Here is a 17,772-nt window from a genome sequence, read left to right as displayed (position 1 = left end):
CGTCACTTCCAGAGCTGGGCGGCAAACACTACGAGAATGCCGATGGGCGCCACATAGCGCATCAAGAACAGGCTCAAGGCAAACAATACCGGGCTGCGCAGCGACAGTTCATCACGCACCGCTTCACGCCCCATGACCCATCCTGCAAACACCACGAAACACAAACCACCCAATGGCAGCATGATCCGTGATGTGAAGAAATCAATCACGCCGAAGAAATCCAGCCCTCCGGTCGCTCCCCACTGATAGAGATGGAACAGCCCACCTTCGTTCACGAAAAACTTCGCCTGCTTCCATATATTGAAGGAAAACACCGTACCCAGGCCGACAAACCAGCAAGTGAAAGCCAGCCAGAAAGTCACCCAGGCGCGGCTGATGCGGGTCCGCTCAACCAGGTAAGCCACCATGGGCTCCAACAGGGAAATGGCCGAACTCCAAGCCGCGATGGCCACCAGCACAAAAAACACCACGCCCATCACTTGGCCGAAAGCCATGCTGCCGAAGGCGAAGGGCAGGCTGACAAACATCAGCCCCGGCCCCTCGCTGGGGTTCAGACCTGCGGCGAACACAATCGGAAACAATGCCACACCCGCCAGCAGCGACACGAAAGTGTCCAGCAGCGCAACGCCAACGACGGTGCGCGTCAGCGAGGCGTTCTTGGGCATGTAGGCGCCGTAGATCATGATCGAGCCGACCCCGACGCTCAGGGAGAAAAACGCATGCCCCATGGCCGGCAGCAGGCCGTCCAGGACTTTCTCCGGCTGGAAGTCGAACATGAAATGCACGCCCTCCATGAAATGCCCGGTGGTCATGCTGTAGCCCAGCAGCACCAGGATCATCACGAACAGCAACGGCATCATGATCCGCAGGCTGCGCTCAAGCCCGGCCACCACGCCCCGGGCAATCACCACTGCCGAGAGGACCATGAAGATCGTGTGCCAAAGGGTCAGCCTCCAGGGATCGGCGATCACATTGCCGAAGTAGGCGCCCACCTGATCCGGCGTGGCCCCTTGGAAATCCCCACGCCCCATGTCGATGATGTAGTCCAGGGACCAGCCACCGACCACGCTATAGAAAGACAGGATCAACAGCGCCGTGATCATCCCGGCGAAGGCGCCCCACGACCACCTGGTCGAGTGTCCCGCTTCCACCGCCAGCACCTTCAGGGCATTGGCCGGGCTTTGCCGGGCCCGACGCCCGATCAGCGTCTCGGCCAGCATCACCGGTGCGCCGATCAGCGCGATGCACGCCAGGAACATCAATACGAAGGCACCGCCACCGTAGACGCCGACCATGTACGGAAACTTCCAGATACTACCCAGACCCACGGCAGAACCGGTCGCCGCGAGTATGAAGACCCAGCGGCTAGCCCAACTGCCGTGGACAGAAACCTTGTCTGTCGACATCGTGATCACGCCCAAGCGTTCAAAAAGAGGGCGCATTGTCCGGGATTCACTCAACGTGCTCAAGCACGCAGGTTCACCGTAGCCGACACGCTCGCAACTGCCTATAATGCCGCCCCTATGGCTAAACAGAAGAAACACCCCACAGGGACCATCGCGCAAAATAAAAAGGCGCGACACGATTACTTCATCGAACAGCGTTTCGAGGCTGGCATGGTCCTGGCCGGCTGGGAAGTAAAGAGCTTGCGTGCCGGCAAGGCACAGTTGGTCGACAGCTATGTACTGCTCAAGGACGGCGAGGCCTGGCTGCTGGGCAGTCATATCACGCCGCTGACCACCGCCAGCACCCACGTGATTGCCGACCCGGTGCGCTCGCGCAAGCTGCTGCTCAACAAGCGCGAGCTGGAAAAGCTCTTCGCCTCCGTGCAGCAGAAGGGCTACACCTGCGTCTGCACGTCGTTGTACTGGAGCAAGCACCTGATCAAGTGCGAAATTGCCCTGGGCAAGGGCAAGAAGGAGTACGACAAGCGCGATACCGAGCGCGAACGCGACGCCGGCCGCGAGCTGCAGCGCGCGGTGCGCAACAAGGGCAAGGAAGACTGATTCTTTCGCCGTTGAGAGCGCATTCGCGAGCAAGCCCGCTCCCACATTGGATTTTTTGCGAACACAGAATATGTGCACAGCAGTGATCCGGTGTGGGAGCGGGCTTGCTCGCGAATGCAGAAGCCCAATCACCACCGAACTCGCGACCTATATCCCTTTACGCCGCTCCGCCCGCGCCACCCGCTGCACTTCCTGACGCACCTCTTCCAAGACTTCCTGCACATACAAGATATGTCGGCTGGACACTTCCCGCGCCTGCTCGGCATGCCCGTCCATAATGGCTTGGTACAATTCCCGGTGCTGGCTGATCAGCATGTCGCGGGTTTCACTGCGCTGCTTGTACATGCCGCCGATGTTGGTGACGACGTTGCGCTTGAGCAGATCGAACAAGCCGCGAATGGTATGCAGCAAGACTGCGTTATGACTGGCCTCGGCGATCGCCAGATGGAACCGGGCATCTGCCGCGCCCTCCTCCGCCCGGCTGACCTCGTCGTGGCGCGAATAACAATCCTGCAGCTCGTCGAAGGCTGCCGTCAGCCGCTCGCGATCCACATCCGTGGCCCGTTGTGCCGCGTAATACGCACAGGACGCCTCCAGGGTGTGGCGGAACTCCAGCAAGTCACGTTGCGCTTCAGGATTGCTTTCCAGCAGTTGCAGCAGCGGATCGCTGAATGTAGAGCCCAGTGACTCGACGACATAGTTACCGCCACCCTGGCGACTGACGAGCAAGCCCTTGGCGGCCAGTTTCTGGATCGCTTCGCGCAACGAAGGACGTGACACGCCAAACTGTTCGGCCAGGGTCCGTTCGGCCGGCAGACGCTCGCCGGACTTCAGCGTGCCCTCAAGGATCATGCCTTCAAGCCGCTCGACAATATCGTCAGACAAACGGCGCTGACGAATCTGATCAAACCCCATAACTCAATTCTCCACGATCCCGACGGCTCGCCGGGCTCTCTATTCTGGCCCATCCGGGCCGTGCCCACACCCACCAAAAGCCATTTGTCCGAACGGATCAGATGCCCTCTGCACCGCTTATTCGACGAAAGTTTCAGGGCGGCAAATTGACACACGACAACCAAGGCTTTTACCCTAGCCAACAGCGCTTGTAAATTGGTATTACCAATTAACCATATCCGCTGATCAGTGCCTGACCAACAACAATTAGGGGCCCACCCATGATGCAAACCTGGCAACAGCTCTACAGCCCGCTCGGCAGCCTCGGCTTGTCCGCACTCGCGGCCGTTATTCCCATCGTATTTTTCTTCCTGGCCCTGGCGGTGTTTCGCCTCAAGGGGCATGTGGCCGGCAGCATCACCTTGGCCCTGGCGATTGCCGTGGCGATTTTCGCGTTCAACATGCCCGCAGACATGGCCTTCGCCGCCGCCGGCTATGGCTTTGCCTACGGCCTGTGGCCCATCGCCTGGATCATCGTCGCCGCGGTGTTTCTCTACAAACTGACCGTCAAGAGCGGCCAGTTCGAGGTGATTCGCAGCTCGGTGCTGTCGATTACCGATGACCAACGCCTGCAAGTGCTGCTGATCGGTTTCTGCTTCGGCGCGTTCCTGGAAGGTGCCGCCGGCTTCGGTGCACCGGTGGCGATCACCGCCGCGCTACTGGTCGGCCTGGGCTTCAACCCCCTGTACGCCGCGGGCCTGTGCCTGATCGCCAACACGGCCCCGGTGGCGTTCGGCGCCCTGGGCATTCCGATCATCGTGGCCGGCCAGGTCACTGGGATCGATGCCTTCAAGATCGGCGCCATGACTGGTCGTCAACTGCCCCTGTTGTCGCTGTTCGTGCCGTTCTGGCTGGTGTTCATGATGGACGGCCTGCGCGGCGTGCGGGAAACCTGGCCAGCAGCGCTGGTGGCCGGTTTGAGCTTTGCCATCACCCAGTACTTCACCTCCAACTTCATCGGCCCGGAACTGCCGGACATCACCTCGGCCCTGGCCAGCCTGATTTCCCTGACCCTGTTCCTGAAGGTCTGGCAGCCCAAGCGCACCGCCGGCGCCCAGATTGCCGGCGCAACGTCCAGCGCAACGGTCACCGCCAGCGTCGGCGGTTTCGGCCAGCCGCGCAGCACCGTGGCTTCGCCCTACAGCCTGGGGGAAATCATCAAGGCCTGGTCGCCGTTCCTGATCCTGACCGTGCTGGTGACGATCTGGACCCTCAAGCCGTTCAAGGCCATGTTCGCCGCGGGCGGCTCGATGTACGGCTGGGTGTTCAACTTCGCCATCCCGCACCTGGACCAGATGGTGATCAAGGTCGCGCCCATCGTGATCAACCCCACCGCCATCCCGGCGGTGTTCAAGCTTGATCCGATTTCCGCCACCGGCACGGCGATTTTCTTCTCCGCGTTGATCTCGATGCTGGTACTGAAAATCAACCTCAAGACTGGTCTTACCACTTTTAAAGAGACGCTTTTCGAGCTGCGCTGGCCGATCCTGTCCATCGGCATGGTCCTGGCCTTCGCCTTTGTCACCAACTACTCGGGCATGTCGTCGACCATGGCCCTGGTACTGGCCGGTACGGGCGCGGCGTTCCCATTCTTCTCGCCGTTCCTGGGTTGGCTGGGCGTGTTCCTGACCGGTTCCGATACCTCATCCAACGCGCTGTTCAGCTCGCTGCAAGCTACCACCGCGCACCAGATCGGCGTCAACGACACCCTGCTCGTCGCGGCCAACACCAGCGGCGGCGTGACCGGCAAGATGATTTCGCCACAATCGATCGCGGTGGCCTGCGCCGCGACCGGGCTGGTGGGCAAGGAATCGGATCTGTTCCGTTTCACCCTCAAACACAGCCTATTCTTTGCAACGATTGTCGGTCTGATCACGTTGGCCCAAGCCTACTGGTTTACCGGCATGCTGGTTCATTAAGTCCTACACGCAATACTGGAAAAACCGACGCCGAACCGTGATTTCGGCGTCTGCTATTCACAACCGGGTCTGCAAGGCTGCTGAAAGATTTCCTGGCTATATTCAGCAGCCTCAGCGGACGGATAACCGGGACCACCCGGAGACACGCCTGATGAGCGAGCTTTTTTACAACGCCGTACCGAACGCGACCCGTGTCGCCCCGCCCTTGCCCGAACCACGGCAATACCCCAGCGAGAAGCCGCGTCGGGTCTACCTGTTCGGCACGTGCGTGGTGGACCTGTTCTATCCCGAAGCCGGGATGGATGCGATTCATCTGCTGGAGCGCGAAGGGATCCGGGTGGATTACCCGCAAGGGCAAAGTTGCTGCGGACAACCGGCCTACACCTCGGGGTACACCGAGCAGGCGCGGACGGTGGCACGGGCGCAACTGGCCCTGTTCGCCGAAGACTATCCGGTGGTGGTGCCCTCGGGTTCCTGCGCCGGCATGCTGCGCGAGCATTACGCCGACCTGTTCAAGGACGAGCCGGAAACCCTCAAACAGGTGCAGGCCCTGGCGGCCCGGACCTATGAACTGGCCGAGTTCCTGCTGCTGGTCTGCAAGGTGCAGTTGAACGACGGCGGCGAGCCGATGAAGGTCGCGCTGCATACGTCTTGCTCGGCACGGCGTGAGATGAATACCCACTTGCACGGCCGCGCGTTGTTGGCGCAGTTGCGTAACGTGGAGCGAGTCGAACACAGCCACGAAAGCGAGTGCTGTGGGTTTGGTGGGACATTCAGCGTACGCATGCCGGATATTTCCGGCGCGATGGTGGCCGACAAGACCCGGGCGCTGAAGGAATCCGGCGCACATCAGGTCGTCAGCGCCGACTGCGGTTGCTTGATGAACATCAACGGCGCATTGGAAAAACAGCAGGAGGCGTTGCGCGGCAAGCATCTGGCAAGCTTCCTCTGGCAGCGTACCGGAGGTGCCGCATGAGCACGCCAACGCTGATTCCGACCGTTGAAGTACCGGTTGAGGCGCAGGGAGATTTTCGCGCCCGAGCCCACAAGGCCCTGGACGACACGCAACTGCGAAACAACTTCCGCAGCGCGATGGATTCACTGATGACCAAGCGGGCAGCGTCCTTCAGCGATGCCCACGAAAGAGAACACCTGCGGGTGCTGGGCAATGCGGTCCGCGCCCGTGCGTTATCCAAGCTGCCCGACCTGCTCGAGCGACTGGAAACCAACCTGACCCGCAACGGTGTGAACGTGCACTGGGCGGAAACGGTGGACGAAGCCAATGGCATCGTCCTCTCGATCATCCGCGCTCACGAGGCGCGGCAAGTGATCAAGGGCAAATCGATGGTCAGCGAAGAGATGGAGATGAACCATTTCCTCGAGGCTCGGGACATTGAATGTCTCGAATCCGACATGGGGGAATACATCGTCCAGCTCGACCACGAGAAGCCTTCACACATCATTATGCCGGCGATCCACAAGAATGCCGGTCAGGTCGCGTCCTTGTTCCACGACAAACTCGGCGTGGAGTACACCAAGGACGTCGACCAACTCATTCAGATCGGCCGCAAGGTATTGCGGCAGAAATTCTTCGAAGCCGACATCGGCGTCTCCGGCGTCAACTTCGCCGTTGCCGAAACCGGCACGCTGCTGCTGGTGGAAAACGAAGGCAATGGGCGGATGTCCACCACCGTGCCGCCGGTGCACATCGCCGTGACCGGCATCGAAAAAGTGGTGGAGAACCTGCGCGATGTCGTGCCACTGCTCTCGCTGCTGACTCGCTCGGCCCTCGGCCAGCCCATCACGACCTACGTCAACATGATCTCCGGGCCACGCAAGGCCGATGAGCTGGACGGTCCCCAGGAGGTCCACCTGGTCCTGCTCGATAACGGTCGCAGCCAGGCGTTTGCCGACAGCGAACTGCGCCAGACGCTGAACTGCATTCGCTGCGGCGCCTGTATGAATCATTGCCCGGTCTATACCCGAATCGGCGGCCATGCCTACGGCGAGGTGTACCCGGGACCTATCGGAAAAATCATCACGCCGCACATGGTCGGCCTGGCCAAGGTGCCGGACCACCCGAGCGCCTCTTCGCTGTGCGGGGCCTGCGGTGAAGTGTGTCCGGTGAAGATTCCGATCCCCGCGCTGCTACGGCGGCTGCGGGAAGAAAACGTCAAGGCGCCGGACAGCCCGAACCCGGTGATGCGCGGCCAGGGCAGCAAATACTCGCCCAAGGAGCGTTTCATCTGGAATGCCTGGGCCTGGCTCAACAGCTCGCCGCGGCTGTACCGACTGTTCGGGTTCCTCGCCACGCGCCTGCGCGCCCTGACACCCAAAAACGTCGGCCCATGGACCCAGAACCACAGCGCCCCCCAACCCGCCGCCCGCTCATTGCATGACCTGGCCCGCGAACACCTGAACCAGCAGGGAGACCGCCGATGAGCGCCAAGAACAATATCCTCGCCAAGCTGCGTAAAAGCCTGACGGGCGCCACACCCGTTACCGACAACTTCGATGTCGAACTGGTGACGCAAACCTATCGCTACGCGCCGGAGGAACGCATTCCCCAGTTGCGCAAGCTGATGGAAGCGGTCCACACGGAAATCCATCTGACGTCCGAGGACGGCTGGCCGGCCCTGCTCGCGCAATTACTGCGCGACCGTCAATTGCCGAGCCTGCTCATCGCCCCGACCACCGCACACGGGAAAAAAATCGCACAGTTCTGGGCGAACAATCCGGACCTGCCACCCCTCAAGGCTTACGACCGCCCCATTGAGGAATGGAAAGCCGAGTTGTTCAACGACACCCCGGCCAGCCTCACCGGAACCCTCGGCGCCATCGCCGCCACTGGCAGCCTGATTCTCTGGCCAACGCGGGAAGAGCCGCGACTGATGAGCCTGGTGCCGCCGGTGCATTTCGCCCTGCTCAAGGCCAGCGAGATCCGCGACAACTTTTATGAAGTGCAACAGGAATTCGAATGGGCCCAAGGCATGCCCACCAATGCCCTGCTGGTGTCCGGCCCGTCGAAAACCGCCGACATCGAACAAGTCCTGGCTTATGGCGCCCATGGTCCGAAGGATCTGGTGGTCTTGATTCTGGAGGACCAATGACCCTTCCGGCCCCTTTCCTGCGTGACGTCCAACAGCTGATCCCACAAAAACGTCGTTTCGACGACCCCTTGTCGACCTTGGCCTTCGGCACCGACGCCAGTTTCTATCGGCTGATTCCGAAACTGGTGGTACGCGTCGAGTCCGAAGATGAAGTGATTGCCCTGCTGAAACTGGCCCAACGGGACCAGGTCCCGGTCACGTTCCGCGCCGCCGGCACCAGCCTGTCCGGCCAAGCCATCAGCGACTCGGTACTGATTGTGCTGGGGGATAACTGGAACGGTCGCGAGATTCGCGAGCAAGGCACGCAGATTCGTTTGCAACCCGGCGTGATCGGCGCCCAGGCCAACGCCTGGCTGGCTCCGTTCGGGCGCAAGATCGGCCCAGACCCGGCGTCGATCAACGCCTGCAAGATCGGCGGCATCGTCGCCAACAACGCCAGCGGCATGTGCTGCGGCACCGCGCAGAACACCTATCACACCCTGGCCGGTATCCGCCTGGTACTGGCCGATGGCACACGCCTGGACACAGAAGACGACAACAGCGTGGCGGCTTTTCGTACAAGCCACGGAGAACTGCTGGAACGCCTGGCCACCCTCGGTCGCGAAACCCGCGCCAACACCGAATTGGCCGCTCGAATTCGCCACAAATACCGTCTGAAAAATACCACCGGCCTGTCACTCAATGCCCTGGTGGATTTCGACGAGCCTGTGGATATCTTGAGCCACCTGTTGGTGGGCTCCGAAGGCACCCTCGGCTTCATCAGTGCAGTAACCTACAACACCGTCATCGACCATCCGAACAAGGCTTCGGCGCTGATCGTATTCCCGGATGTGGAAACCTGCTGCAACGCCGTCACCGTGCTGAAAAGCCAGCCGGTATCGGCCGTGGAACTGCTGGATCGCCGCAGCCTGCGCTCGGTGCAGGACAAACCGGGCATGCCGGATTTCGTACAGCATCTGTCGATTAATGCCTGCGCCTTGCTGATCGAATCCCGCGCGGCTTCTTCGTCGTTACTACAGGAACAACTGGCCCGGATCATGACCTCCCTTGTCGGCTTCCCGGTGGAAAAACAGGTCGACTTTACCGAAGACCCACGGGAAAACGCCCGGCTCTGGGCGATCCGCAAAGACACCTTTCCAGCCGTGGGGGCGGTACGCAAAACCGGGACTACGGTGATCATCGAAGACGTGACCTTTCCGGTGGAACAACTGGCCCTCGGCGTGAACCACCTGATCGAGTTGTTCGACAAACATCACTACGACGAAGCGATCCTTTTCGGACACGCGCTGGAAGGCAATCTGCACTTCGTCTTCACCCAGGGCTTCAACAGCGCCGAAGAAGTCGCACGCTACCAGGCGTTCATGGATGACGTGGCGCACTTGGTAGCAGTGGAGTTCGGCGGCTCGCTGAAAGCCGAACACGGCACCGGGCGCAACATGGCGCCGTTCGTCGAGCTGGAATGGGGCAGTGATGCCTACCAGTTGATGTGGCAGCTCAAACGGCTGCTCGACCCCAATGGCATCCTCAACCCGGACGTGGTGCTCAGCGAGGCCCCGCAAATCCACCTCAAGCACCTCAAGCCCCTGCCGGCCGCCGATGAGATCGTGGACAAGTGCATTGAATGTGGCTTCTGCGAGCCGGTGTGCCCGTCCAAAGACCTGACCTTGAGCCCGCGCCAGCGCATCGTCATCTGGCGGGATATCCAAGCGAAAAAACGCGCCGGCACGGACACCACCGAACTGGAACGTGCCTACCAATACCAGGGCATCGACACCTGCGCCGCCACAGGCCTGTGTGCGCAACGTTGCCCGGTAGGCATCAATACCGGCGAGCTGGTGAAAAAGCTGCGCAGCCGTGACGCAACGAAGACGAAAACCGCCAACTGGATTGAAGGAAATTTCGCCACCACGCTGCAAGGCGCACGCTTTGCCCTGCACGTCGCCAACGGTGCGCGCATGCTGTTGGGCGCCCCCCGCCTGGCGAAACTGTCGGCCTCGTTGACGCGCCTGTCCAAGGGCCAGGTGCCGCAATGGACCAGCGCCATGCCGCAGCCGGAAAAGGCCATCCGTTTCAGCCCCACCGTGCCGGACGAACGCCCGAGAGTGGTGTACCTGGCGGCTTGCGTGTCGCGGGTCATGGGCCCGACGGCGGCGGACAAGGAGCAGATGTCGCTGTACGACAAGACCCGCGGCCTGCTGGAAAAGGCCGGCTACCAGGTGGTCTTTCCAGACAATGTGGACAGCCTCTGCTGCGGCCAGCCCTTTGCCTCCAAAGGCTACACAGAACAGGCCGAGCACAAGCGCCAGGAACTGATCGGTGCCTTGCTGCATGCCAGTCGCGGCGGGCTCGACCCCATCTACTGCGACACCAGCCCCTGCACACTACGGTTGGTCCAGGACCTTGGTGACGTGCGCCTGGATCTGTACGACCCGGTACGCTTCATCCGTACCCATTTGATGGAGCGTCTCGACTTCATCCCCCAGGAGGCGCCCATCGCCGTGCACGTCACCTGCAGCACGCAACACCTCGGCGAAAGCCAGGCGCTGATCGACCTGGCGCGCAAATGCAGTAAAAACGTGGTCATCCCCGAAGGCATCCATTGTTGCGGTTTCGCCGGCGACAAGGGCTTCACCACGCCGGAGCTCAACGCCCACTCACTGCGAACCCTCAAGGAGGCGGTTCAATACTGCACCGAGGGCATTTCCACCAGCCGTACGTGTGAGATCGGTCTGGCGCGTCATGGCGAAATCGACTACCACGGATTGGTGTATCTGGTGGACCGGGTGACACACCCCAAAGCCGCCACCAAGGAAGTGGCTCTTCCGGCATCAGGTTAAAAAATCGAATTCCTGCGCTTCGTTGTAGTCACTTGAATAGGCCCGGTTCCGCTGGGCCATCTACCGACTCGGCCCGGCCGCGACTGTCCAGCGGCACCGAGACCATACGTTTAAGGAGATACACATGAAGCGCACCGCACTTGCTGGCTTGTTCATTTCCGCTGCGATGTTGGCCTCTCCGGTGTTTGCAGGAAGCCAGGATGACCTTTGCAAAATCAATCTGCAGAAGATCAGCGACGCCAAAGTCAGCACCGAGCAAATGAGCGAAGGTCTGAAGACCGACATCGACGCCACCGTTGGACAAGCCAAGGCTGAGCATGCCAAAGGCACCAAAGAAGGCACCGAAAATTGCATCTCGTTGACCAATCAGGCCATCCAGAAGCTACAGAACAACACCAAAGGCGGCCAGTAACACCGCAGTTGGCCAACCTTCGGGTTGGCCTCAGACGCGGATTGGCGTACACTGCACATGCCTGCCGCTCCAACAGCTTCATGGAGCGACAGGTTCGGGGCCGTTTAGGATTCGACGCCGGTTGCGAAACTTTAGGTGCATGCCGAGTTGGTAACAGAACTCGTAAATCCACTGTTGCAACTTCTATAGTTGCCAATGACGAAAACTACGGCCAGGAATTCGCTATCGCTGCGTAAGCAGCCTTAGATCCTGAGCTTCTGGTACCTTCGGGTCCAGCAATCATTAGGGGATGTCCGTAAACCCAAAGTGATTGTCATATAGAACGGAATCGCCGTGCAGTACGTTGTGGACGAAGCGGCTAAAACTTACACAACTCGCCCAAAGCACCCTGCCCGTCGGGTCGCTGAGGGTTAACTTAATAGACACGGCTACGCATGTAGTACCGACAGCAGAGTACTGGCGGACGGGGGTTCAAATCCCCCCGGCTCCACCACTTCAACATCTAAAGACGTCCACGGACGTCTTTTTTTGTGCCTGAAACCCAGTAAATACGGGGGTTTCAGCGCCACTGGGCTCCATAGCCCTTCACGCAGATCCATTTTGAAATGTATTCCAAGACGTATTTCCAAGCACTGAGATGAGTGACCGCAAAACTCTACTCTGCCAACCGTATCCGCAACCGGCTTCGATGGGACAAGCCTGCTTGCAAGGCAAATGCAACTATCACGGTAGATGGCGCGGAAAAGCTGCTCGGGCCGGCGCCGGAAAACATCAACGCAAGACCCAATGCGGTGGCGCCAAACCAGGCCGTCAAGCCCACCGGGTTAAACGCGGCCACCCGCTCGAGCGCTGCCACGTCACTGCGTCCGTAGACAATTTGCGCCAGCGCCACACCCACCCAGGCCACCACGAAAATCCCCTGATAGGCCAACGCCTTGAGGATGTAGGCAAACACGTCCGCGAGCATCAAACCGTAGACGATCACCCCCACCGCCACTGCCCACATCAGGTAGGAACCGCGAAGGCCAAATCGACCGAAGAACGCCTGCATGTTCAGGGTCGCCAAATAATAGTTGGCGGTGTTGATCCGGGTTTGCGTGGCCCAGACAAACAGTAATCCCCACAGGCCCATCAACTGCAAAATCGCCATCACCACCGAGACTTCGTTCAGTGCGCCTTCGTGGGGGATGCTGCTGACCAGGTAAATGCCCGCCGCGCCGTTGAGCAGAAACGTCACCGCGTAGAACGGCATGCCGAAGTTCCAGCGACCGTGGTACTCGGCGTCTTCAGGTTTGCCGAAACGCGCATAGTCGAAGGTGAACAGCATCAACACCCAGACGCCCATGTAGGCGACAAAACAATCCCACCAGCCGAATGCATCAGGCGTTGCCGGGCCGAACTCCAGCCATTGCGGCTGGTAGCCATAACGGCTGATCGATAGGCCCACCGCCACCAGCAAACCACCGAGGTACACCGGCAGCAATACGCCGTTGAGCTTGTCCAGCCAGTGCTGCACGCTACCCAGGATCATTGGCACGCTGTAGAGCACCACCGCCAACGCCGCCAGCGGATAGACCAGTTCCGGGTACAGGTGATTGAGCGCGACGGCGATCACCGAACCTTCGAACACCGCGTAATAGATCGCGGTCGAGAAGAAAATCAACGTCGCCAGGCACGCCCCGGTGCTGCCGAACAACAGCCGTGAAAACAACGCCACCGACAAACCGCTGCGAACCGCAAAGCGACTTAGCACGCTGTTGACCAGTCCATAACTGATCACCGACAGGACCATGCCGATCAGCGCATTTCGCGCACCGAACGACAACGCCAATGAAGCGCCCACCACGATGTAGAACATCGCACTGCACACCGCCCACCAGGCCATGGTCAAGGACAGTCGACCCATGCGCGCTTCGGTGGGAACAGGATGATGCGCCGGGTCTTGCCCGGTTTGACTCGATTGCGATAAAGCAGCCATATGCGTGAACTCCAAAACCGATCAAAGGTTGAAGCGCGGGCAGCCGTCACCGCACCGAAGTGCGGCGTTGGCGTACCGTTTGGCATGGCCCGCGCTAGACGGCGGGCAGAATCAGGAAGGGAACAGCTTGCTCAGGCAGCTGAGCTTTTTCTTATAGGAACGTCGCGCTTGCAGCGCCTCTTCGAGGGTTACCGCGACAAAGCGGGCCTTCTGGTTGGGTTGCATCTGGCCGATCAAATCGAGGTCGGCGCTGATCACCGTGCCAATCATCGCGTAGCCGCCACCGGACACCGCATCACGGTGCAGCACGATGGGTTCGAGCCCGGCGGGCACCTGGATCGAGCCGATCGGGTAGCAACTGTCGACGATGTTCGAAGGATCGGAACCGGCGCCAAACGGCTGCTCCCGGGGCTGAAAGCTCAGCGCGCTGCCGCCCTTGAAGCGATAGCCGATGCGGTCGGCCTCCGAACCGACCGTCCACGGCTCGGCGAAAAAGCTCTTCGCCGCCGCTTCGGTCAAGCGGTGGTCGTACAAACCGGGCACCACCCGCAGGGTGATTTCGCCGCCTAACGATTGCCGTAACGCCATGGGCAAACTGACCCCGGCGCGGCTCTTGCCACTGGCGATGCCCATCGGCAATTCGTCGCCTGCAATCAGGCGACGCCCCTGAAAACCGCCCAGCGCGCCGAGCGCATAGGTGGAGCGACTGCCGAGCACCACCGGCACATCAATGCCGCCGGCCACCGCCACATAAGCGCGGGCACCCGCCTTGGGAAAGTCAAAGCGCAGCACTTGCCCGGCCTTCACGGTGAACGCGGTGTCGTGGTGCATTTCCACGCCATCGACCCGTGGCGTCATGTGCGCGCCGCTGACCGCCACCAATGCATCCTGCTGAAACTCCAACTCAGGCCCGAGCAGCGTGCATTCCAGCGCCGCCAGACCTGCCGGGTTGCCGACCAATTGATTGGCCGCGCTCAAGGCGTATTGATCAAGCGCGCCGGACGGCGGAATGCCCAAGTGGTAATACCCTTCACGGCCCAGGTCTTGTACCGAAGTGGCGAGGCCGGGTTTGAGGACCTTGATCATGCCAACACCTCCTGCAACGACTTGGGATAGCCAACGGGATCGGCGAGGAACGCGTCCAGCGAAAACTCCACTGGCCGAATCCGCAGATCAAAGCAACCGGCTTCCACTTCGGCCACCGCGTGGTCGTAGGCTTCACGGTCCATCGGTTTGAACTGCACGATGTCGCCCGGGCGGAAAAACACCATGTGTTCTTTCAGGTACGCGAGGTTCTGTTGCGGGTCGTAGATCGGCGCGGGGGTGACGCCAAACATCTGATAACCGCCGGCGCCACGCACCGAGTAAATGCAACCAAAGCAACCGCCGTGACCAAGGGTCAATTTTGGTGTGTCGGTGCGCGGGCGCAGGTACTTGGGCACCTGCAACTGACGCTCGCGCTCGACCATCTGGAACATGAACGGCAGCCCGGCAACGAAGCCAACCATCGAGACAAACCACGGCGCGCCACTGTGGGCCGCGATGAATGCATCGACGTCGGCCAGACCGTTGATTCGGGCGGCGTATTCCAGGTCCGTGGCGCTCGGGTCTTGATGGCGGTCGCGAAAACGCATCAGGGTTTCGTGGGTCCAGGGATCGTTGTAGAGCACTGGAATCTCGATAATTCGTGTCTGCAACGTGCGCTCGGCAACGGCTCCGGCCTCGGCGATTTTTACCGCTTCGAGCAAGGCGTGAGGGGCGATGCGATCCGGGTCGAAACGAATCTGGAATGACGCGTTGGCCAGGCAGATATCGAGCACGCCATCCAGCGCCTGCTGTTCCACGGCGCGGGTGACGGCCAAGCCTTTGAAGAATGCGTCCAGGGACATGCTGTCGCTGACTTCGGCAAACAAATGCTCATCGGCGCCAAAGCTGTAGCGGATGGGAGTACTCATGCTTCACCTCCGCTGCGGCGCTCGGCCAACCAGGTTTCCAGAGTGCCGGTGTGAAAGTCGGCGCTGTGCAGCCACGGTTGCTCCAGCAATTCACCGTGCAACGCCAAGGTGTTGGCCATGCCGGTGAGCGTGGTGTGCGCCACCGCCATTCGCGCTCGGGCCAGGGCTTCGGCGCGATCCGCACCGTGAATAATCAGTTTGGCCAGCAGCGAGTCATAGTACGGCGGCACACGGTAGCCTTGATACAGATGCGTATCGACACGAATGCCCGCGCCGCTCGGCCAGATCAGTTCCTCGACCAGGCCTGGACTCGGGAAGAAATCCCGCGCCGGGTCCTCAGCGTTCAGGCGCATTTGCAGGGCGGCGCCGTTGAGTCGGATGTCACTTTGCTTGAAGCCCAGCGGCTCGCCGCCAGCGATGCGCAACATGGCCTGGACCAGGTCGATGCCGGTGATCAGTTCGCTGACCGGATGCTCCACCTGGATCCGCGTGTTCATCTCGATAAAGAAGAATTCGCCAGTGGCGTCGTCATACAGGTATTCCAGGGTGCCTGCCCCCTTGTAGCCCAACGATTCGGTCAGGCGCACGGCGCTTTCGCAGAGGATTTCCCGTTGCTGCTGGCTGAGGACTGGCGACGGCGCTTCTTCAAAGATTTTCTGCCGGCGTCGTTGCAGCGAACACTCGCGCTCAAACAAATGCACCGCGTGCTGACCGTCGCCCAACACCTGCACTTCAATATGCCGAGCCCGGCTGATAAATCGCTCCAGGTACACAGCGCCATTGCCAAACGCCGCTTGGGCTTCGCGCTGGGAACGGGGAAATTCTTCGCTCAGTTGCTCGGCGTTTTCCGCCAGCCGAATACCGCGCCCGCCGCCACCGGCCGAAGCTTTGATCAACAACGGGAAGCCAACGGATTGAGCAGCCTTCAGCGCCGACTCGACGTCGAACAGTTCACCCGGCGAACCCGGCACCACCGGCACGCCATTGGCTTGTGCGGTACGCCGTGCCTCGGCTTTATCGCCCATGCGCCGGATCGTCTCCGCGCTCGGGCCGACGAATATGGCGCCGGCAGCCACCACCGCTTCGGCGAAATCGGCGTTCTCCGACAGAAAGCCGTAACCGGGATGCACCGCGTTGGCGCCCGTGGCTTTCAAGGCGCCGAGCAAGGCCTCGACGTTCAGGTAACTTTTGTCGGCACGGGCCGGGCCAAGAATGTGCACCTCATCGGCCATGCGCGCGGCCTGGGAATCGACGTCCGCCTCGCTGCACGCCGCAACGGTGGGAATGCCCAGTTCTTTGGCGGCGCGGATAATCCGCACGGCAATCTCGCCACGGTTGGCGACCAGCAGTTTACGAATGGCTTGGGTCATGATCGCCCCCTCACTCGTCGTCGAGTGTTGCGACGACTTGACCCGGCTCCACCGGATCACCGTCTTCCACCAAGAAGGCACTGAGGCGACCAGCCGTCCCGGCGGTCAGTTCGGAGAACTGCTTCATGACCTCAATCAGGCCAATGACCGTGTCGGCGCTGACCTGCGCGCCGACCTCGACGAAGTTCGCCGATTCCGGAGAGGCTTTACAGTAGAAGGTTCCCGGCAATGGGGTGATTACAGTGTGTTCAGCCATGTCTGTTCCTCTTGGAATAGTTATAGAAAGGCAGGCAAAAAGTGAATCGGTGGGCAAACCCTGGCGTCTATGTGCCAGGTGTTTTCGTTCGGTCTCAGCGCGGTGCTCGGACCTCTATGCCCGCGCCACCCAGCGCATGACGGGTGGCTTCGACCAACGCCAGGGCGCCCGGTGTGTCGCTGTGCAAACAAATGGAATCGAATTCGATCGCCAGGTCTTCGCCCTCGACGGTGCGCACCACGCCTTGTTGGCAAGCACGCAGCACTCGATCGGCGACGTGGGCCGGGTCATAGGCCCGCACGTTGCGAGTGAAGACGATGGAGCCGCTGAGGTCATATTCGCGATCGGCGTAGAATTCGCGGATCACCGGTTGGCCAAGTTCCGTGGCGACCCGCCAGATCACCGAATCGGGCATGCAATACAACAGCAATTCCGGCTCCAGGCGCTGGAGGTTTTCCACCAGCAAACGCGCGGCCTCTTCGTCGCGGGCCAGGTGCATGTAGAGCGCGCCGTGGGGTTTGATGTGTTGCAGGGCCATGCCTTGAACCCGGGCGAGTTCACGCAGGGCGCCCAACTGATAGAGCATGTCGTCGACCAGTTCCTGGGCCGGCGCATTGATGTGCCGACGGCCAAAACCAACCAGGTCGCGAAACCCCGGATGCGCGCCGATAGCCACGCCCAGGCGCTTGGCCTGCTCGACGGTGCGGCGCATGGTGCCAGGGTCGCCGGCATGAAAACCGGTGGCGATGTTGGCCGAACTGATAAAACCCATCAGCTCATTGTCGACGCCATCGCCGATGGTCCAGGGACCAAAGCCTTCGCCCATGTCCGAGTTGAAGTCTACTGCCTGCATGACGCTTGCTCCCGACGCTTGTGACTTCGTGAAGGCCAAGTTAGATTCCTCCCTACCCCCTTGGGAAGATCTATTATCAGATAGGCCATCTTCTGAAAAACAGATACACCGTTGCCCGGAGT

The 17,772-nt window shown here is 60.8% G+C and carries 15 protein-coding genes and 1 other RNA gene; 8 read left to right on the top strand and 8 right to left on the bottom strand.

Annotation, left to right across the window (positions count from 1 at the left end; translation table 11 throughout):
• Nucleotides 1-2: 2 nt before the first annotated feature.
• Complete coding sequence (locus tag BLP82_RS22785) at nt 3-1,406, bottom strand: sodium-dependent transporter (protein ID WP_092173336.1); 1,404 nt, start codon at nt 1,404-1,406, stop codon at nt 3-5.
• Nucleotides 1,407-1,523: 117 nt separating this feature from the next.
• Here BLP82_RS22785 and smpB point away from each other — a divergent pair, with 117 nt between their 5' ends.
• Nucleotides 1,524-2,006: an SsrA-binding protein SmpB gene (gene smpB / locus BLP82_RS22780; RefSeq protein ID WP_042730880.1), complete on the top strand. Its 483-nt coding sequence runs from the start codon at nt 1,524-1,526 to the stop codon at nt 2,004-2,006.
• Nucleotides 2,007-2,153: 147 nt separating this feature from the next.
• Here the strand turns inward: smpB and BLP82_RS22775 are convergent, their stop codons facing one another.
• Nucleotides 2,154-2,921, bottom strand: a complete 768-nt coding sequence (locus BLP82_RS22775; RefSeq protein ID WP_092173256.1) for an FCD domain-containing protein — start codon at nt 2,919-2,921, stop codon at nt 2,154-2,156.
• 263 nt (nt 2,922-3,184) lie between these two features.
• Here BLP82_RS22775 and BLP82_RS22770 point away from each other — a divergent pair, with 263 nt between their 5' ends.
• From BLP82_RS22770 to ssrA, 7 genes are all read left to right on the top strand, one after another.
• Entirely contained in the window at nt 3,185-4,879 is a 1,695-nt protein-coding gene (locus tag BLP82_RS22770; protein ID WP_053118326.1) for a lactate permease LctP family transporter, read from the top strand.
• Nucleotides 4,880-5,030: 151 nt separating this feature from the next.
• A complete protein-coding gene (locus BLP82_RS22765; protein ID WP_092173253.1) occupies nt 5,031-5,855 on the top strand; it encodes a (Fe-S)-binding protein in 825 nt (274 codons plus the stop codon).
• On the top strand, nt 5,852-7,321 hold the full coding sequence (locus BLP82_RS22760) for a LutB/LldF family L-lactate oxidation iron-sulfur protein (RefSeq protein WP_092173250.1): 1,470 nt from the start codon (nt 5,852-5,854) through the stop codon (nt 7,319-7,321). Before BLP82_RS22765 ends, BLP82_RS22760 begins: the two co-directional genes overlap by 4 nt.
• Complete coding sequence (locus BLP82_RS22755) at nt 7,318-7,989, top strand: LutC/YkgG family protein (RefSeq protein ID WP_092173247.1); 672 nt, start codon at nt 7,318-7,320, stop codon at nt 7,987-7,989. The genes BLP82_RS22760 and BLP82_RS22755 overlap by 4 nt, the downstream gene beginning before the upstream one ends.
• Nucleotides 7,986-10,826, top strand: a complete 2,841-nt coding sequence (locus BLP82_RS22750; RefSeq protein WP_092173244.1) for an FAD-binding and (Fe-S)-binding domain-containing protein — start codon at nt 7,986-7,988, stop codon at nt 10,824-10,826. The genes BLP82_RS22755 and BLP82_RS22750 overlap by 4 nt, the downstream gene beginning before the upstream one ends.
• A 124-nt stretch (nt 10,827-10,950) precedes the next feature.
• Nucleotides 10,951-11,238 (top strand): hypothetical protein, encoded by a 288-nt coding sequence (locus tag BLP82_RS22745; RefSeq protein ID WP_060739237.1) that lies wholly within the window; start codon nt 10,951-10,953, stop codon nt 11,236-11,238.
• A 96-nt stretch (nt 11,239-11,334) separates the two neighbouring features.
• Nucleotides 11,335-11,731: a transfer-messenger RNA gene (gene ssrA, locus BLP82_RS22740) on the top strand.
• A 162-nt stretch (nt 11,732-11,893) separates the two neighbouring features.
• Here ssrA and BLP82_RS22735 read toward each other — a convergent pair.
• The 6 genes from BLP82_RS22735 to BLP82_RS22710 all read right to left on the bottom strand — a co-directional run bounded on the left by BLP82_RS22735 (nt 11,894) and on the right by BLP82_RS22710 (nt 17,650).
• Complete coding sequence (locus BLP82_RS22735; protein ID WP_092173241.1) at nt 11,894-13,216, bottom strand: purine-cytosine permease family protein; 1,323 nt, start codon at nt 13,214-13,216, stop codon at nt 11,894-11,896.
• 111 nt (nt 13,217-13,327) lie between these two features.
• The gene (locus tag BLP82_RS22730) at nt 13,328-14,302 is read right to left on the bottom strand and encodes a 5-oxoprolinase subunit C family protein (RefSeq protein ID WP_092173238.1); all 975 of its coding nucleotides are present in this window, start codon (nt 14,300-14,302) and stop codon (nt 13,328-13,330) included.
• Nucleotides 14,299-15,171: a 5-oxoprolinase subunit B family protein gene (locus BLP82_RS22725; protein WP_092173235.1), complete on the bottom strand. Its 873-nt coding sequence runs from the start codon at nt 15,169-15,171 to the stop codon at nt 14,299-14,301. Before BLP82_RS22725 ends, BLP82_RS22730 begins: the two co-directional genes overlap by 4 nt.
• The gene (locus BLP82_RS22720; protein WP_092173232.1) at nt 15,168-16,541 is read right to left on the bottom strand and encodes an acetyl-CoA carboxylase biotin carboxylase subunit; all 1,374 of its coding nucleotides are present in this window, start codon (nt 16,539-16,541) and stop codon (nt 15,168-15,170) included. Before BLP82_RS22720 ends, BLP82_RS22725 begins: the two co-directional genes overlap by 4 nt.
• Before the next feature lie 10 nt (nt 16,542-16,551).
• A complete protein-coding gene (locus BLP82_RS22715; protein ID WP_092173229.1) occupies nt 16,552-16,797 on the bottom strand; it encodes an acetyl-CoA carboxylase in 246 nt (81 codons plus the stop codon).
• Between the two features lie 94 nt (nt 16,798-16,891).
• Nucleotides 16,892-17,650, bottom strand: a complete 759-nt coding sequence (locus tag BLP82_RS22710) for a 5-oxoprolinase subunit PxpA (RefSeq protein WP_092173226.1) — start codon at nt 17,648-17,650, stop codon at nt 16,892-16,894.
• Nucleotides 17,651-17,772 lie beyond the last annotated feature (122 nt).

The organism is Pseudomonas sp. NFACC37-1 (assembly GCF_900101575.1).
GTDB classification, from domain to species: Bacteria; Pseudomonadota; Gammaproteobacteria; order Pseudomonadales; family Pseudomonadaceae; genus Aquipseudomonas; species Aquipseudomonas fluorescens_AA.
This window is presented reverse-complemented; position numbering and strand designations above follow the sequence as displayed.

Bases quoted from the DNA above. Each gene is read 5' to 3' on its own strand.
- BLP82_RS22760 (WP_092173250.1), top strand. From the start codon at position 5,852: ATGAGCACGCCAACGCTGATTCCGACCGTTGAAGTACCGGTTGAGGCG.
- BLP82_RS22750 (WP_092173244.1), top strand. From the start codon at position 7,986: ATGACCCTTCCGGCCCCTTTCCTGCGTGACGTCCAACAGCTGATCCCA.
- BLP82_RS22775 (WP_092173256.1), bottom strand. From the start codon at position 2,921: ATGGGGTTTGATCAGATTCGTCAGCGCCGTTTGTCTGACGATATTGTC.
- BLP82_RS22725 (WP_092173235.1), bottom strand. From the start codon at position 15,171: ATGAGTACTCCCATCCGCTACAGCTTTGGCGCCGATGAGCATTTGTTT.
- BLP82_RS22710 (WP_092173226.1), bottom strand. From the start codon at position 17,650: ATGCAGGCAGTAGACTTCAACTCGGACATGGGCGAAGGCTTTGGTCCC.
- BLP82_RS22785 (WP_092173336.1), bottom strand. From the start codon at position 1,406: ATGTCGACAGACAAGGTTTCTGTCCACGGCAGTTGGGCTAGCCGCTGG.
- BLP82_RS22770 (WP_053118326.1), top strand. From the start codon at position 3,185: ATGCAAACCTGGCAACAGCTCTACAGCCCGCTCGGCAGCCTCGGCTTG.
- BLP82_RS22755 (WP_092173247.1), top strand. From the start codon at position 7,318: ATGAGCGCCAAGAACAATATCCTCGCCAAGCTGCGTAAAAGCCTGACG.
- BLP82_RS22720 (WP_092173232.1), bottom strand. From the start codon at position 16,541: ATGACCCAAGCCATTCGTAAACTGCTGGTCGCCAACCGTGGCGAGATT.
- BLP82_RS22745 (WP_060739237.1), top strand. From the start codon at position 10,951: ATGAAGCGCACCGCACTTGCTGGCTTGTTCATTTCCGCTGCGATGTTG.
- smpB (WP_042730880.1), top strand. From the start codon at position 1,524: ATGGCTAAACAGAAGAAACACCCCACAGGGACCATCGCGCAAAATAAA.
- BLP82_RS22715 (WP_092173229.1), bottom strand. From the start codon at position 16,797: ATGGCTGAACACACTGTAATCACCCCATTGCCGGGAACCTTCTACTGT.
- BLP82_RS22735 (WP_092173241.1), bottom strand. From the start codon at position 13,216: ATGGCTGCTTTATCGCAATCGAGTCAAACCGGGCAAGACCCGGCGCAT.
- BLP82_RS22765 (WP_092173253.1), top strand. From the start codon at position 5,031: ATGAGCGAGCTTTTTTACAACGCCGTACCGAACGCGACCCGTGTCGCC.
- BLP82_RS22730 (WP_092173238.1), bottom strand. From the start codon at position 14,302: ATGATCAAGGTCCTCAAACCCGGCCTCGCCACTTCGGTACAAGACCTG.